This is a genomic window from Flavobacterium sp. 1355, assembly GCF_017833415.1.
Lineage (GTDB): Bacteria > Bacteroidota > Bacteroidia > Flavobacteriales > Flavobacteriaceae > Flavobacterium.
Genome location: NZ_JAFICC010000003.1, coordinates 368,603 through 385,088 on the forward strand (window position 1 = coordinate 368,603; position 16,486 = coordinate 385,088).

10 protein-coding genes are annotated in these 16,486 nt (G+C 34.6%); 1 reads left to right on the forward strand and 9 read right to left on the reverse strand.

Annotated elements, in window-relative coordinates:
• Nucleotides 1-55: 55 nt before the first annotated feature.
• The 9 genes from JOD96_RS05675 to JOD96_RS05715 all read right to left on the reverse strand — a co-directional run bounded on the left by JOD96_RS05675 (nucleotide 56) and on the right by JOD96_RS05715 (nucleotide 15,015).
• Nucleotides 56-1,405, reverse strand: coding sequence for a glycoside hydrolase family 28 protein (locus JOD96_RS05675; protein ID WP_209563298.1), 1,350 nt, complete (start codon nucleotides 1,403-1,405; stop codon nucleotides 56-58).
• Nucleotides 1,406-1,624: 219 nt separating this feature from the next.
• Entirely contained in the window at nucleotides 1,625-3,631 is a 2,007-nt protein-coding gene (gene pelA / locus JOD96_RS05680) for a pectate lyase (RefSeq protein WP_209563299.1), read from the reverse strand.
• Nucleotides 3,632-3,637: 6 nt separating this feature from the next.
• Complete coding sequence (locus JOD96_RS05685; RefSeq protein WP_209563300.1) at nucleotides 3,638-5,236, reverse strand: glycoside hydrolase 43 family protein; 1,599 nt, start codon at nucleotides 5,234-5,236, stop codon at nucleotides 3,638-3,640.
• 69 nt (nucleotides 5,237-5,305) lie between these two features.
• Entirely contained in the window at nucleotides 5,306-6,526 is a 1,221-nt protein-coding gene (locus JOD96_RS05690) for a glycoside hydrolase family 105 protein (RefSeq protein WP_209563301.1), read from the reverse strand.
• A gap of 115 nt (nucleotides 6,527-6,641) precedes the next feature.
• On the reverse strand, nucleotides 6,642-7,607 hold the full coding sequence (locus JOD96_RS05695) for a DUF4861 family protein (protein WP_209563302.1): 966 nt from the start codon (nucleotides 7,605-7,607) through the stop codon (nucleotides 6,642-6,644).
• 15 nt (nucleotides 7,608-7,622) lie between these two features.
• Nucleotides 7,623-8,555, reverse strand: coding sequence for an alpha/beta hydrolase (locus JOD96_RS05700; RefSeq protein WP_209563303.1), 933 nt, complete (start codon nucleotides 8,553-8,555; stop codon nucleotides 7,623-7,625).
• A 112-nt stretch (nucleotides 8,556-8,667) separates the two neighbouring features.
• Nucleotides 8,668-10,353 (reverse strand): RagB/SusD family nutrient uptake outer membrane protein, encoded by a 1,686-nt coding sequence (locus tag JOD96_RS05705; RefSeq protein ID WP_209563304.1) that lies wholly within the window; start codon nucleotides 10,351-10,353, stop codon nucleotides 8,668-8,670.
• Nucleotides 10,354-10,363: 10 nt separating this feature from the next.
• Nucleotides 10,364-13,537 (reverse strand): SusC/RagA family TonB-linked outer membrane protein, encoded by a 3,174-nt coding sequence (locus JOD96_RS05710; RefSeq protein WP_209563305.1) that lies wholly within the window; start codon nucleotides 13,535-13,537, stop codon nucleotides 10,364-10,366.
• Nucleotides 13,538-13,575: 38 nt separating this feature from the next.
• Nucleotides 13,576-15,015 carry a glycoside hydrolase family 28 protein gene (locus JOD96_RS05715; RefSeq protein WP_209563306.1) on the reverse strand — a complete coding sequence of 480 codons (1,440 nt, stop codon included), beginning with the start codon at nucleotides 15,013-15,015 and terminating at the stop codon, nucleotides 13,576-13,578.
• Nucleotides 15,016-15,300: 285 nt separating this feature from the next.
• Between JOD96_RS05715 and JOD96_RS05720 the strand changes: the two genes are divergently transcribed.
• Nucleotides 15,301-16,329, forward strand: coding sequence for a LacI family DNA-binding transcriptional regulator (locus JOD96_RS05720; RefSeq protein ID WP_209563307.1), 1,029 nt, complete (start codon nucleotides 15,301-15,303; stop codon nucleotides 16,327-16,329).
• Nucleotides 16,330-16,486 lie beyond the last annotated feature (157 nt).

Here is a 16,486-nt window from a genome sequence, read left to right on the forward strand (position 1 = left end):
AATCCAATTAGTATATTTTTAAGTTTTAAGAAATCAGAACCTTAGATTGCTTAAACTATTTTGCTGCTGAAGGAACTGTTGCTCTTTTGCCTATAAAAACTTCACTCATGAGTACGTTTTCGGCATTTTCATTTGATATTGCATTTTTTGCCGATTTTATTTCGATATTCTTTAAAGTTATATTCCGAATTTTTTTGTCGGGAAATCCCTGAATTACTATTCCGGATTCTGTTGCTTTATTACATGAGATATTCGAAAAATGTACATTTGATATATCCGATTGAAAACCACTGCCTTCTCCGTGATAATTTGCTGTAATATACAGACAGTCTTCTACCTCATCTAATTGTATATTATTGACATAAATGTTTTTGATAAAGCCTCCGCGGTCTGCATTGGTTTTTATGTAAATGCCTCTTTTTAAATATCCGACAGTTTTGCAATTTTCGACATACACATTCTGAATTCCGGCGGACATTTCACTTCCTAAAACAACTCCGTGAAGCCCTTTAAAATTACAATTCCTAATTACGATATTCTCACTCGGTGTTGCCGAATTTGCTCTTCCTTCATGGTCTCTTCCGGCTTTTATGGCTACATTATCATCTCCGTTATCAAAACTTACATTCTCGATCAAAACGTCTTTTGCATATTCAGGATCAATTCCGTCGTTATTATAATTTAATGATTTATAACTTATTCCGCGTATTGTAATACTTTGTGATTTCAAGAGATGTAAACACCAGAATGGTGAATTTTCTATACGGATATTTTCTACTAATATATTTTTACAGTTTAAAAACTGAATCATCTGCGGACGCAAAAAATAACCTTCTCCAAATTTTCTTTCATTCAGTGGAACATTATTATGATTCATTTCGCGGCTGCGGTTTTTACCTTCATTTTCTTTTGCTTTAAAACTTTTCCATGTTTTACCGCCTTCACCATCAATTGTCCCTTCGCCGGTTATGGCAATATTCGAACATTCATTTGCATAAATTAAAGGACTGTAATTATAAAGCATTGTTCCTTCCCAGCTTGTGAGAACCATTGGCAGATAGTCTTTTGGATTATCACTAAATTTTATTTTTGCGCCTTTTTCTATTTTCAGGTTAACATTACTCACAAAATGAATTGGTCCGTTTACTTTATAAATTCCTTTTGGGACAATGATTGTTCCACCATTATTTTTTTTACAGAGCGCCATGGCTTTATCAAAAACAGATTTGTTATTAAATACAGAGTCTCCTTTTGCTCCCAATTTGCTGATATTTATTTGATAGGAAGGAATAACAGGAAGTTGGATTCTGCTGACAACTGAATCTGCTTTTGCTTTTGGAAAATCAGAATTCTGACCAAATGAAATAAAGGAAACAAATAAAAAAACAAAATATCTAAAATTCATAACTATAAAATTAATTTCTTTTATTACAAAGCTGATTTATTCAATTTTTCTTACCAATTGATCACTTAAACTAATTTTAAGCGCATTTAAGCAATTATTTCACTTAAAAAGGTAAACTAACACTGCTTTTTAATTAAACAACTTATAAAGCAATCTATTAAAGTCAAATACAATAAAATAAATTTATCTATTTTTGCATTCTGATAAATAATTATAATACTACTTAGAATGCCAATTTTGAATTGAATCCCTAAGAATATTTTCTGTGGTGTATTTTTCTGCTTCTTTTTTTGAAAGCTGGTGTGACCATGAAACTCTTTTTGTTGGCTGAAATCCTTCTCCTTTATTATTATACTCTGCATAAAAAGCATTTTTTTCTGCTTCGGGCTTAGACCAGTTTTCCCAGCCTTCCGGTTTTATGTGTTTTCCCATATCGCAATTTATGAAAACTGTTTTAGCATAAATTCTCCATGGTCTTCCTAAATAAACTGCTGTTGCAGAAGTTTCTGCTGTTAGTTTGCAATTTTTAAAAACAAAACCAAATGCAGTTCCTTCCGGAGTTGAAGCGGCAGTTATGTAAGAGTTTTTAAGGCTATGGATAATACAATTTTCAAATAATGCTGTTGCGCTGCCGAAAATAAAATCGGTTGTTCCTTCGATATAACAATCTTTAAAATATTGTTTGGCTTCTTTTCCGGATAAATATAAGGTATCCTGATTTCCGGAAATTATACAATTTGAAACCTGCGCTCGATTGGCAACGATAGATAAAGCTATTGCCTGTCCTTTATCGCCCGAAGTATTTTTTATTGTTAAATTAGATACCGAAAAATCATCTCCTTCTACCAAAACTGTATAGGTATAAAAAGTACTGTTTCGCCCTAGATTTATTTTCGAAAAATTATCATCAAAAGCAATTATGGTTTTTTCTTTGCTTTCGCCAACAAATGCCAAATGTGTATTCCATTCCGGCACCCTTACTTTTTCTGTATAAGTTCCGTTTTTAATAAAAATTGTAACTTTTTCATACGGAAAAGACGGGCTCGCATTTACCGCATCCTGAATTTTTGTAAAATCGCCAGAACCATCCTGTGCTACGGTAAAAAAGTTATCTTTTTTTTTTGCTGAAGTTTCTATCCCAGAAACTTTCAATCCGTTTTTAGCAGCCCATGCGGCATATTTTTTCAAAACTCCTTTTGGTTCATCAGTATACCATGCATACCCATTACGACGTTCGGCACCGATTTCTTCCAATGATTTTTTTTTGATTCCGTCACGGTCGCAAAAAAAAGGTTCATTAGTATCCAGTTCCATAAATCTTGCCCAGATTGGTGAAGCATTTTGGGTTACGATCATTTTTTTTTCTATAATTTTTCCAGCATCATTTACTACGCGTTTTTCCTCAAGATTAGTAATCTTAGTTTTTTCAAACCAGGCCTTAGCACTTTGCACAGCTGTAATAATTTCAGGAGACGGTCTTTCGACAGACATTAAGAGTAATGTAATTTTTGCCGATTCTTTTCCGCTTAGCGAAGGAAGTTCATACGCTCTTGCTTTTGCGGGAGCCAAAGTTACTTCATCATGTTGTGCGCACCAGGCAGTTAAAACTCCCTTTTGTCTGTATTGTGTTTTTATAATACAGTCAATTCCTTTTTCGAAGGATTTTTTAGTTTTTTCAATAATTTCCTTTGATGGTTTTATGCTGTAAAAGTCACTCTGCTCACTAATTTCTTTCATCACATTAAGAATATGAACCATCGAATCGTCATTGTACGTAATGTGGGTATAATATCCTTTTTTTAAGGGATAAAATTGTGGCCATCCTCCATTGTCATATTGTGCCTCAAGTAAATAATTTAATCCTTTTAAAAAAGATTCTTTATAACGCTCGTCTTTGACCTGAGCATACATTTTTGACATAAAAAGCATCTCCTGGCAAGTGGCTCCATTATCTGTTGTGGTCTCTGCAGCAGTTTTTTTAAGTTCTATTAAATCTTTTTGCTGTTGTGGACTTAATTCCTGCTGCATCTGAATATTTTTTGGCCAGCCTCCAATATTTCTTTGGTACAATAAAACATTTTCTGCTATTTTTTTGGCTTCCGCCGAAGCAAACCAGGCATCATCGTTTTTACGGATAATATCAGGCCATTTTTTGTAGGTGCTCTGAGCATTTATTCCAACAGTTATTAATAAAAATAATACTGTGATTTTTTTCAACTGAATCATTTTAATTTATTTAGTTATTCTAAACCAATCGACTACTGTATTTCCGGAGTCATTTGTAATTTTTTCACTTAATGCAAAAAGGCCTAGTTTGGCACCGATCCATTTTCCTTCTTTTGATACAAAATCAGTTCCAATTGGCTGATATTTTTTATTATCCAGACTATAAAAAAAACTGCAGATCCCTCCTTTTTTCACTTTTACCCTAAGATATATTGTGTTACTTTCTATTAGTACAGGTTTTGTTTCTGTTTCTGAAATTGTCTTGCCAAAAGTTCCTGTTTTTTGATTGAGATATAACTTGCCGTTATCATTCTTAAAGCATAAATAACTGTAATCTAATCCCATTACTAAAAACCCTGTAGATTCGCCATTTAATCGGGAATTAAACGTGAGTTTTGCTGTTGCTGTAAATTCTTCTGCAGGAAATTTTTGCAGTAACAAATTTGGCGCTTCAAAAATTCTCTTACTGTCTTTTATACTATTAATACAAAATAAATTAAAATATCCTGAACTTGTCGGGAATCCCCAATTGATTTGAGAGTTTGCCTGCCATTGCCATTGTAATCCTAACTTAGGTTCGTTAAATTCATCTGATGCTGCCGGAACTTCTATTGCATATTTTTTTCCGACATTTGGTTTTCTAAAAGTTGTAACAGGCTCGCCAATTCTGTTTTTATCAAAATCCTGTCCCATTACCGGCCAGTCATTTTCCCATTTCATTGGCTGAAGGTGAACAATTCTTCCATAAGCACCTTTGTCCTGAAAATGTATAAACCAATCTTCACCTGTTTGCGTCTGAACCCAGGCTCCCTGATGCGGACCGTTTATAATTGTTGATCCTTGTTCTAAAACTTTTTTCTTTTCATAGGGTCCCCAGACATTTTTTGATCTTAAAACGGTTTGCCATCCTGTAGGAACTCCTCCGGCCGGTGCAAAAACATAATAGTAATTGTTTCGTTTATAAAACTTGGGACCTTCAATGGTTCCTTCGCTTTCATGTCCGTCAATTATCATTACTTCATCATTATTTGCAACTGTTCCTTCGGTATTCATTGTACAAATAACCAACAGACTTTTTATTTGGGCGCGGCTTCCTGCAAAAGCATGAACAAGATACACTTTTCCATCGTCATCCCACAAAGGGCTTGGATCTATAAGTCCTAGACCTGGTTTTACCAAAACAGGCTCAGACCACGGGCCTTCGGCTTTTTTTGCCTTTATCATATAAATTCCAAAGTCGGGATCGGGATAATAAATGTAAAATTCGTTGTTGTGAAAAGTGATGCTTGGTGCCCAGACTCCGTTTCCGTGTTGTACTTTATTATAGGTTTCGAACGGCGGCTGTTTGGCAAGTGCATATCCCAAAATTTTCCAGTTTACTAAATCCTTAGAATGCAAAATGGGCAAACCGGGAATGCAATTAAAAGAAGATGCAGTCATATAAAAATCATCTCCAACACGTACAGCATCCGGATCTGAATAATCAGCATGAATGATGGGATTGGTGTATGTTCCGTCTCCATTATCAGGCGTCCATGCTTGTGAAAAATTCTTTTGAATAAAGAAAATGGAAAGGAGAAAAATGGCGATTCTTATATTTTTCATTTTGTACTACTCTTTTCTTAGTTAAACCTAACAGGTTTTTAAAACCTGTTAGGTTTGGCATTGAAATATTTATCTGTTTAATTCTATCGCTGCCAAAATAAATGGTCCGGTTGCTTTAGGATCGTTGTCTTTTTTTCTTTCGTTTACATAATAATCATAAGAACCATCACGATATGGATTTCCTCCTAATCCTGCAACCTGACAGCAGTTTGTTAAGGTAATTCCGCCATCTTCATCTACTTTTTTGATTAAAACTTTAGTAAGACCGTCAAAAGCTTTATTGGCCATTTTTTTATATTTTGCCGGTAAATATCCTTTGTTTGCTCCTTTTGCAAATGCATAAGCAAACATTGATGATCCGGATGCTTCTAAATAATTTCCTTTTTGCCCGCCTTTGTCTGTAACCTGATACCATAAACCGGATTTATCCTGATATTTTGCCAAAGCGGCAGAAGCGTTGTTTAAGTAGGTAACCAGTTCTTTGTGTTTTGGATGGTCTTTTGGAAAATAATCTAAAACATCTACCAAAGCCATTACATACCAGCCTAATGCTCTTGACCAGAAATTTGGCGAGTTTCCTGTTTCTTTATTGGCCCACGGCATTTCTTTACTTTCATCCCAGCCATGGTATAATAATCCTGTTTTAGGATCTGTGGCATGAAGCTGAATCAACTCAAATTGTTTTGCAATATCATCAAGGCTTTTTCCGTTTTCAAATGTTACGGTGTATTGTGCATAGAATGGTTCTCCCATATACAAACCATCTAACCACATTTGATTTGGATAGATTTGTTTGTGCCAAAATCCACCGCTTGCTGTTCTTGGCTGTTCCTGCAGTTGTTTTCGAATTTGTTGTAATGCTTTGAGATATTTTTCTTCTTTTGATGTTTCATAAATGTCAAAAAGAAGGCGTCCCGGTACAACCAAATCAATATTGAATTTATCAAATTCGTAGGTTTTGATAGTTCCATCTGCCTGAACCAATTCATCAACATAACTTCTTACATAAGCTTTATATCTTGGATCCGGATTTTTTTTATACAGTTCTTCAATAGAATGCAATACCAATGCATGAACGTAATCCCATTTTGGCTTTTTTGAGTCATCGAGCATATAACTTTCAGGATGGCGTTTCATCAGTGTCAATGCCATTTTATCTGACCATTTTGCATCTTTAGAAATTACTATATCCTTAGTTGTCGATTCCTGAGATGTTACTTTACAACTGGTAAAGGCGATCATGCAAATCAATAAAACCGACATCAGGCTCTTGTTTCTACTATTTTTCATTTTAAAATATTTTAAATTCTACTATTCTTTTAATTAACATCTTTCTGAGAATCCTCCCGGTTTTGTGCAACTGTTATATTGATTAAAATAAGCGGTTTCTCTTTTAGATCTTAATTTACATTTTACCTTTTTTGTTTAATACTTCTAATTGCTGATCTAAGTATTTTACAAATTCTTCCTGCGTTTTAATACCATTTACCTCTTGTTCCCAGGCGCCTAAAAGATAAAACGAAGTCGGTTTTGTTGTTGGTTTAAATATTAACAGATAATCAAGATCTGTATCTGCAATGCTTTCTACGGTCTTTACTTCATAAAAAATAGCCATTCCTAATTTGTCCGGCACTAACGATTGCTGGCCATAAGTTGCGAGATAAGCCCATTTTTTATTTTTGCTTTCTTTTTTAAGCAATTCTGTATTTTTTTGTTTTACAATTCCGGTACAAATTCCCTGAATTGCTTGTGAAGCTTTGAAAGTATGCTGCGTATAAAGCTGATCTGGTTTTATAGTTAATTCTGATTGAAAATTAATTTTATCAGAAGCAGTTTTCCATCCGTAATAATCAATTTTTACAATAGACTCATTGCTTTTATTGTAAACATTTGCAATGGTAGAATCTACTTCACGAAAGTGTAATTTTTCATTGTTTAAATAGCGGTCAATAGAACCAATTCCTATTCCCTTTCCGGCTTTTAAGATATCTGCGCCCCAATCACTCATTTCGTGGTAAGAATCAAAATTATCCTGTCCTACTTTTGGCAAAATGTTCTCTGATGTTTTCTTCCCAAAAATATCAATGGCATTTCTCCAGTCCAGATACAAACGATAACCAATTCTGTTGTTTTCCCAGCCTGGCCCTTCATAACGTATATCAAATGAATGATCTGTATGCTCGGGAGCCAGTTTTAATTTGTCAACATTTTTAAAAACTGTACCGCCAATATATTTTCTGCCTTCCCATTTTCCATCTGTTTTTGCAGATATTTCGGCATAGGTTTTATTCTTTTTTATATCGTAATTCTGAGCATTCACTGTTGTTATTCCTGCTAAAAGTAGAATTGCTGCGGTTATTTTTGTTTTCATTGTATTATGTATTATTTAAAAAATTGTGTCTAAAAATTGTGTGGTATAAACCACCGTTTTGCTAAACCATGGTTCAAAAAACCAGAATGAATGCGTCGAGTCTTCTATTGTTCTGACTTCGCTGTAAATTTTATTTTTATTCAAAATTGCAATCATATCATTTCTTCCTGCATGAAATCTGTCAATACTGCTGCAGATGTATAGTGTTGGCGGTGTATTTTTATCGGTATGGCTTAAAGCCGAAGCATTTTTCCAGTTTTCCGGTTTTTCATCATAAGAACCACCCAGCCAAAAAGATGCCATTTCTCCTTCTGAAGATTCAGGATGTCTAAAAGCTAAAACGCCGTCTATATCAATAATCGCATTTACTTTTGAGGAAGATTTACTTTTAAAAAAAGCATCTTCAAAGTTCGGATTTTTATTTGTTGTACCAATCAAAGCTGCCATTTGCCCGCCCGAAGAACAGCCTAAAACCGCAATTTTGTCTGGATCTACATTAAATTTTCGTGCATTATCTTTTATAAATTTTATAGCATTTTTGACATCAATAATTCCTTTTGGATATTTTGCTTCTAATGATAATCTGTATTCAACTGCAAAACAAGAATAGCCTTTTGCCGCTATTTCCTGAGCCATAAGATGCATTTGATTTTTATTTCCTGATCTCCATCCTCCGCCATGAATCATAATGACTGCCGGATTTGATTTTTTCTTTATATTAATGAATGCATCAAAATACAAAATTCTTCCCTGATCTGTATTGTAAACCAGATCAAATCTCTGCTGAACGTCTGCATTTATTCTTCTTTCAGGAATTGTAATGAAAGGATATTTCTTAATTAATTTATTGTAAGTACTTTTTATAGTATACGAAGTATCTGTTTTTATCTGACTATGAGCAGTTAAACTCTGTAATAGTAACGCTAAAATCAACAGTACTTTCTGCATTTTAATCTTCTCTTTTTTAGTTAAGAAAGGAGTCCGGAACAGCCGAACTCCTTTTTAACTACTTCAAAAACAAATAAATTTTAAAAAAATATATTACTAACAAAAATTATTTTTAATAGGCCGGATTTTGTGGAAAATCGTCATTTCTGTTTAAATCCAGTGCTGACTGAGGAATTGGTCTCAAAATCTTAAGGTTTCCGTTTTGTCCGTTAAACACATTTGCATTTGTAATTTTAGGATTATATAAAACGGTTCTCTCAACAAGTGTTCCTGTACGTTTTAGATCGAACCAACGGTGGTATTCACCTAATAGTTCTCTTCCTCTTTCGTCAAGTATTGTATTGATGTCAATTGTAGTCAATACCGGAATTGCTCCTACAACTCCTCCTCCTGCTCTTCTTCTCACTTCGTTAATACGTGCTAATGCTGTTGACGGTTCACCAGCTTTAAAATAAGCTTCGGCAGCAATAAGATACGTTTCTCCTAATCTTGCAATTATAAAATCACGTGTACTGCTTCTGTTGGTTGCAGGGGTTACTGGAGTTGTGTTGTAATTTGCACTTGTTGCACCGCTGTAAGGCGCAGAAGGGTCATCAAATTTACGAACCGGAATCAGGTTATAATCACCTCCCGATGGTGCTGATGAAGAATAAGTTCCCCATGCGTGATACACAAAACCTGTAGCTTTTCTGGAAGCATTAGCGGTTTCCCACGCAATTCTGTCAGCTGGTGTAAACCATTTTGGCTCATAAAAGTGAGTGATTTTTAATGCCGTTTTGTCTGCTACAGTAAAAAAATCATAATATTTACTATAGATTTCAGTCATAAAAGTTCCCTCCCAACGTTTGTCTCCTTTTTCATATAATGATAAGGCATACACGGTAGGACATAAGGTATAACTTCTGTTCGGGTAAGGGTTTCCTGCGGCGGATGGTCCTAAATATGGGCCAAACCAATAGTTTTGTGAATTTCCCAAAGCGGTTGTACCTGCAGCATTAGAAGGGCCTGAAAACTGAACCGAAAATATCGTTTCTGCATTCATCTCATTTCCTGGTTTTACTACATTATCAAAAGCTACATTTAATGCCTGGCCGTTGATTACCTGATCTGCTAATGAAGCAGCGGTTGTAAAGTCTGCCGGAGTCCCGAAAGTTTCGTACCCTTTTGTCAAATATACTTTTGCCAGTAAATTTTGCACGGCTCTTTTGTTAACTCTTCCTGTATAAGCTCCGGTACTAACCGCCGGAAGTGCCTCATTAAGATCTTTTATAATTTGTGTGTAAACTTCTTCGGCTGTATTTCTGCTGAAAGAAGTCACTGCCGTATTGTAATTTTCTAATACAATCGGAACACCTCCGTAAGTCTGAACCAAAAGAAAATAAGCATTTGCTCTTAAAAATTTTAATTCTCCTACCCGAGTATCTAAAGTGCTTGTTTTCTCGGTTATACCGGAATAATAAATTCCTTTATTGGCTTGTTGTATCGCAGTATAACATGTTCTGTACAACTGATCGACTCCCTGAGAAGAAGATGATAAAGTAAGGTACTTACTCAATCCTTCCGGCTCTTGGTTTCTACCTTCAGAATACATGTCTGTACCTGCTTCAAATAACCACGGATCTCCTCCATATATGTCTTTTAATGACGCGTAATTTGTATTTACTAATGCCTCAAAACCTGCTCCGGTAAGGAAATATTCTTCTGCCGAACCAAAGGCACGGTTGTCTTCTTCAATAAAATCTGAACAAGAACTTATTGTCCCTGCCAGTATTGCTATAAATATTGCTATCTTTTTCATTTTCTTTAAATTAAAATTTTAAACTTACTCCCATCTGAACGGTCATTGTCGACACACGGTTTGTTCCCAAACCAGCAGTTGCCCACTCCGGATCGTACCCTTCATAATCAGTAAACACAAACGGATTTAGCACATTAACATAAAAACGCATGCTTTTAAGTTTCAATTTATTTAATAAATCATTGTTAAGACTATAGCCTAAAGCTATATTTTGAACTTTTACAAATGAGGCATCCTTATAGAAAGCAACATTATTTGTGTCATAATAAACCCCTGCACCACGCGGCAACGGGTTTGTATTTGAATATTGAGCCGGAATACCTGCTCCGTTTGCAGGAATATACCAGTCTCCTAAATCAAATTTCTGACGCCCTCTGTCTGTTACATCTGCAAAATTATCGTGGAAACTACTGAACACTGTCATTCCCTGATTGGTGATTAAAGACATTGATAAGTCAAATTGTTTTACTTTTAATGAAGTAGAAAAACTTCCTGACCATTTAGGATCATAGTTTCCTAAAATTGCCCTGTCATTATTAGCATCAATTTTTCCGTCATTATTTAAATCCTTTACTCTTGCTTCTCCTGGTTTTTGTCCATAAGAAGCGGCCAAAGCGGCATCTTCTGGCTGCCATACGCCATCAAAAACAAAATTGTAGTAAGAATGTATGTTTTCACCAATAAATAGGTTATTACCCACGTCATCTACTTTATCCTGACCATAGATAGATTCTAATTTATTTACGTTTTTAGTAAAAGTAAAACTGGTTTCCCATGTCACATTTTTAGTCTGGATGTTTTTGGTAACCAAGGCAACCTCAATTCCTTTGTTACTTACCGAACCTACATTTGAGGTAATGGTAGGAACTCCCATTTCTAATGGTAAGGCTTGCTGAAACAATAAATCTTTAGATAATCTGTCATAAACATCCACGCTACCCGAAATTCTGTTATTGACAAAACCAAAATCAAGACCTAAGTTTACCTCTCTTGTTTTCTCCCATGTCAATTCTGTATTTCCCAGACTGGATGTTGTAAAACCATTGGCAACTGTACCATTAAAATCATAATAGGTTGGCACTTTTAAAAGGCTTAAACTTGAATATGGAGAAACATTGTCATTTCCTGTATAACCAACACTTCCTCTTAATTTAAAATTAGAAACAAAAGAAAGGCCTTTCATAAATGATTCTTCATGCAGGTTCCATCCTAAAGCTACAGAAGGGAAAGCAGTCCATTTGTTGCCTTCTGCCAAAACAGAAGATCCATCATATCTTACAGAAGCAGTTAACAAATAACGTCCTTTGTATGCATAATTTAAACGGGCTGCGTATGATTCTAATGTATTCTTGTAATATGGAGTGTATACACCTGAAGGGATTAAGGCAATGTTTCCTGTTGGAGTCAGTGAATATGTAGATTGTACTCCTGAACCCAGATTGTAATAACCTGTTTCAAAAGGATTTTCTCTTGATGATGAAAAATACGTTTCATTAGTATTTGAATAAAAACTCTGAAGTCCTAAAAAGCTAAATACGTGGGCATCTTTTAATGTATAATTGATATTGAACTGATTGTCCCAGGTGTAATTAAAATTTTGCACATTTGTTACGTCTCCAGACGGTAAACCTTTGTTTTTAAGACCAAAATCGGTTAGAGCACCAGAGGCTCTTCCTTCTCTTGCATCCATTTTTCCTGCAGAAAAAGTAGATTTAAATGATAACCAGCTATTTACTTTATATTCTGCAAATACATTACCAATAGTAGTCCATCGGCTGATATCATCTTTTGTATTGGCAATTTCTAAAAACGGATTGTAAGAACCTGTTTTGTTTATGGCTGAAGTTCCGTTTGGATATTTCAAAGTACCCGGCTGTTGCGCATAAGTGCCTACAATTTCGTTTCCATCTGCATCTATTGTCCAAGGCGAAGTAAATGGATTTTGTCTAAAGGCTTCCTGCATCGCATTCGGGCTTCCTAATTGCTCCTCTGTTTTAGATATGGTAAGATTTACTCCAAATGAAATTTTATCATTTATTTTATGATTAAGGCCCGCTTTAAAGTTATATTTTTCAATACCTTCATTATCAATTACTCCGGTCTCTTTTTGCTTACCTAAACCAATGTTATAAGACAATCCGTTATCTGCACGCCCGGAAACGTTTAAATAATTGTTTTGCATCATTCCACCCTTAAGTATATTGTCCTGCCAGTTGTAACTTTTATTGTCAGCTACTCTCTGAAACAAAACAGGATTACTTCCGGCCTGACCAACAGCAGTTTCCAATTCAGTCTCATTAATATCATTAAATGTTGGATTTGAAGCCGAAATTGTCGTAGCCAAAAATGCTGACTGATGATAATACCACCATTTTTCAGGACTCATTAATTTTGGTAACCTTACCGCTTGTTTGTTTCCATAAGAACTGTCAAACGTTACCGTTATCCCAGACTTGGCATTAGTACCGCTTTTGGTTGTAACAATGATAACCCCGCTTCCTCCTCTTGAACCATAGATGGCTGCAGAAGATGCGTCTTTCAACACATCCATTCTGGCAATATCCTGTGGGTTCAAAAAGTCTATGTTATCAGTCGGCACACCATCTACAACAAACAACGGCTTAGAACCATCTTTGTTAATAGAGTTTGCTCCCCTGATAATAACGTTAAAACCATCACCTATACGACCGGAATTAGAAGTTACCTGAACCCCTGCAATTCCTCCCTGAATAGCTTCCATCGGATTGGTAACATTTCTTTCTGTGATTTTGGCTGCAGATAAAGTGTTGATTGCTCCTGTAAGATCTGTCTTTTTTGCAGTTCCATATCCAACTACAACAACTTCTGTTAGTGTATTGGATTGTTCTGACAAGCTTACATTTACTTTAGATTTTCCGGCAACACTAACTTCCTGTGTCTGAAAACCCAAATAGCTAATAACAAGGATAGCCTTATTGTTAGTGACATTTATTTTAAAACTTCCTTCAAAATCTGTCGAAGTTCCGTTTTTTGTTCCTTTTTCCTGGATATTTACACCCGGAAGTGATAATCCCGCAGCATCCGTAATTTTTCCTTCTATTACGCTCGACTGAGCGTTTATGGTATTGCTCAACAGGAAATTAAGGAAAAATAAAAATACAAGATTGTATTTTATTTTTTTCTTTGATAATTTTTTAATGTTCATAGTTTGTTTAAATGTGGTTTGGTTAATTGAAAGTTTTTTTAATTTTTAATTGATTCTACTTTTTTCTCATTGATATAGGTATTTATAAAGTTTATATTTTTTACGTTTTTTAATAAATAGAGCGAATCTACCTTTTCAATTTTTACATTTTTAAGTGTAATATTTTCTATCGGTGATTCCTTATATCCTTCTGCCCAAACGCTGTATTTTCCGCCGTTTTTGACAGTTACATTTTCTAAGTTTATATTTCTGATTGTTGGTATAAAATTGCCTGTTTGTGACCCGTAAACATTGTAGAACATGTTTAATTTTAAAACACATTCTTTTACGGTTCCAACTTCAAGATTTCTCACAAAAACATCTTCAATAATACCGCCTCTTTTGGAGTTGGTTTTGATACGGATGGCACGATCAAGATTAGGACTGTCCATCACACAATTTTCTACAAATACATTATTTACTCCGGCAGATATTTCACTTCCGATTACAACTCCACCGTGTCCGTCTATCATTTTACAATTCTGAACAATAATATTCTTACTCGGAATGCCTACTCTTCTTCCGTCTGCATCTCTTCCTGATTTAATTGCAATACAGTCGTCTCCGGTGTTAAAAGTGCAGTTTCTAATAATTATATTCTGAGAATATTCAGGATCACAACCATCGTTATTAGGCCCATGACTATTAACCGTTACTCCGTCAATAATCATATTATTTGTTTTTATTGGATGTAGAATCCAAAAAGGAGCATTAATGATTTTAATATCTTTTATTAAGACTGTATTACATTCGAAGAATTCAACAAAACATGGTCGTAAGTAACGTCCTTCACCAAAAACCCTTTCAGTAACAGGAATACCTTTTTCAGCCATATCAATTAATACTTGTCTGTTCTCAGGGTCGTTTTGTGACGGAATTCCTTTTTTCCATCCATAATTTTTGCCTCCGGACCAAATCCACCAATTACTGCTGTCTGCCTGACCATTCAGGGTTCCTTTTCCTGTAATAGCAACATTGGTTTTATTTTTTGCATATATTAAAGGAGAATAATTCATTAATTCTGTTCCTTCCCAGGAAGTATGTACCAATGGATATTCTTTTGAATTTGTACTAAAAAGAATTTCTGCCTGATCTTCTAAGTGTAAGTTAATATTGCTTTCTAAATGTATAGGACCTGTTAAATATTTACCGCTTGGCACAACTACTTTGCCTCCGCCATTTTTAGCACATTCCTTTATTGCTTTTTCAAAAGCGAGTGTATTAGAAGTTTTGCCATCTGCAACAGCACCAAAATCTTTTATGTTATATGTTTTGTCTGAAAAGTGTGTTTGAGGAATGTTTTTTACAATTGATTGCATGTTTTTCCATGGATCTGATTCAGAAGTACCGAAAACTTGCTTTCCACAAGACAAAAACAATAGTGCTATAATACCAAAAATGGAAAATGATTGTAACGCTATAGACTTATTTGTAATCATTTATAAATATTTTTTCAGTTTAGCCCAGTAAAAGCAACATTTTATGTAATCGATTACACGAAAGTAAAAAAATACTTTGACTGAGCCAAATTTATTTGGAAATAATTTATATATTTAATTTTTATTATGAATTATATTTACACTAAATGTAAAAAAACACATAAATTATTATCATTGTAATATTGAAAACGTTTTATATTTGCGTTCTGGTAATCGATAACAATTTATTTGAGTTATATAAAAAAGATGTATTTTTGTCCAGTAATTAATTTCAAAACTTTTTGAATGAGCGAAAAAATAACCATTTATGATATTGCCAAGAAATTGAATATCACTGCTGCTACAGTTTCAAGAGCGTTAAACAACAATCCCAAAATAAAAGAGAGCACCCGTGAACTAGTTATCAAAACGGCGGCTTCAATGAATTACAAGCAGAATAAACTTGCCCTGGCATTAAAAAGTGGTCGCAGTAATAATATCGGAGTTATTGTTCCAAGAATTGACAGCAATTTTTTTGCTTCGGTTATCAGAGGTATTGAAGAAGAATTACACCCTCATGGCTATCAGGTAATTATCTGCCAGACACATGAAGACCCTAAACGTGAAAACGAAAACCTTTATACGCTAATTGACGCTCAGGTTGACGGTATTTTGATGTCTGTTACTGATGTAACAAACGAAAATACCGGTGCTTTTCATTATGTTTTAGAAAAAAATGTGCCTCTTATATTTTTTGACAGAAGCAAACATATTGACGGGGTGAGCTCTGTCACTATTAATGATTTTAAAGGCGGCTACATCACAACAAAACATTTAATAGATGAAGGCTGTCGATGTATCGCACATTTCTCCGGAGATCAGTCTCTTGAAGTTTTCAAAAATAGATTTTTGGGCTACAAACAAGCTTTATTAGACAGCGGAATGACGTTTAAGGAAGAATATGTTATTCGTACTAAAAGTAGTGTTGAAGCAGGAAAAGAAGCGGTCAATCGTTTGTTACAATTAGAAACTCCTCCAGATGCAATTTTCTCATCGAGTGATTTTGCTGCTTTGGGGGCAATTCAGGAATTAAAAGATAAGAATATCAGTATTCCAAAGGAATTTTGTGTTGCAGGATTTAGTAACGAACCTTTTACAAAATTTATGGAATTATCCATCACATCTGTAGATCAGTCACCGCTTGAAATGGGAAAAATGTCGGCACGTGTTTTTCTGGAACAGGTTGACAAAACAGATACGATCAAAATTGAAAAAAAGGTCGTTCTCGCACCGGAATTGCACATTCGAAAATCTTCTACAAGATCAAATTTCTAACTTTTGTATATTTTCACCATTAAGATATTAAGTTTCAATAAGCTTAAATTTTATTTTCTTAATGACTAGTCCTAAATAATCGATACAGATTATTAGACAAATATATTTAATTAAACACCTGTAAGAACTTTTTTTACAGGTGTTTTTCTTTTATAAG

Excerpts from the sequence above, each read along its gene's own strand:
- JOD96_RS05675 (WP_209563298.1), bottom strand. The coding sequence starts at position 1,405 with ATGAATTTTAGATATTTTGTTTTTTTATTTGTTTCCTTTATTTCATTT.
- pelA (WP_209563299.1), bottom strand. The coding sequence starts at position 3,631 with ATGATTCAGTTGAAAAAAATCACAGTATTATTTTTATTAATAACTGTT.
- JOD96_RS05685 (WP_209563300.1), bottom strand. The coding sequence starts at position 5,236 with ATGAAAAATATAAGAATCGCCATTTTTCTCCTTTCCATTTTCTTTATT.
- JOD96_RS05690 (WP_209563301.1), bottom strand. The coding sequence starts at position 6,526 with ATGAAAAATAGTAGAAACAAGAGCCTGATGTCGGTTTTATTGATTTGC.
- JOD96_RS05695 (WP_209563302.1), bottom strand. The coding sequence starts at position 7,607 with ATGAAAACAAAAATAACCGCAGCAATTCTACTTTTAGCAGGAATAACA.
- JOD96_RS05700 (WP_209563303.1), bottom strand. The coding sequence starts at position 8,555 with ATGCAGAAAGTACTGTTGATTTTAGCGTTACTATTACAGAGTTTAACT.
- JOD96_RS05705 (WP_209563304.1), bottom strand. The coding sequence starts at position 10,353 with ATGAAAAAGATAGCAATATTTATAGCAATACTGGCAGGGACAATAAGT.
- JOD96_RS05710 (WP_209563305.1), bottom strand. The coding sequence starts at position 13,537 with ATGAACATTAAAAAATTATCAAAGAAAAAAATAAAATACAATCTTGTA.
- JOD96_RS05715 (WP_209563306.1), bottom strand. The coding sequence starts at position 15,015 with ATGATTACAAATAAGTCTATAGCGTTACAATCATTTTCCATTTTTGGT.
- JOD96_RS05720 (WP_209563307.1), top strand. The coding sequence starts at position 15,301 with ATGAGCGAAAAAATAACCATTTATGATATTGCCAAGAAATTGAATATC.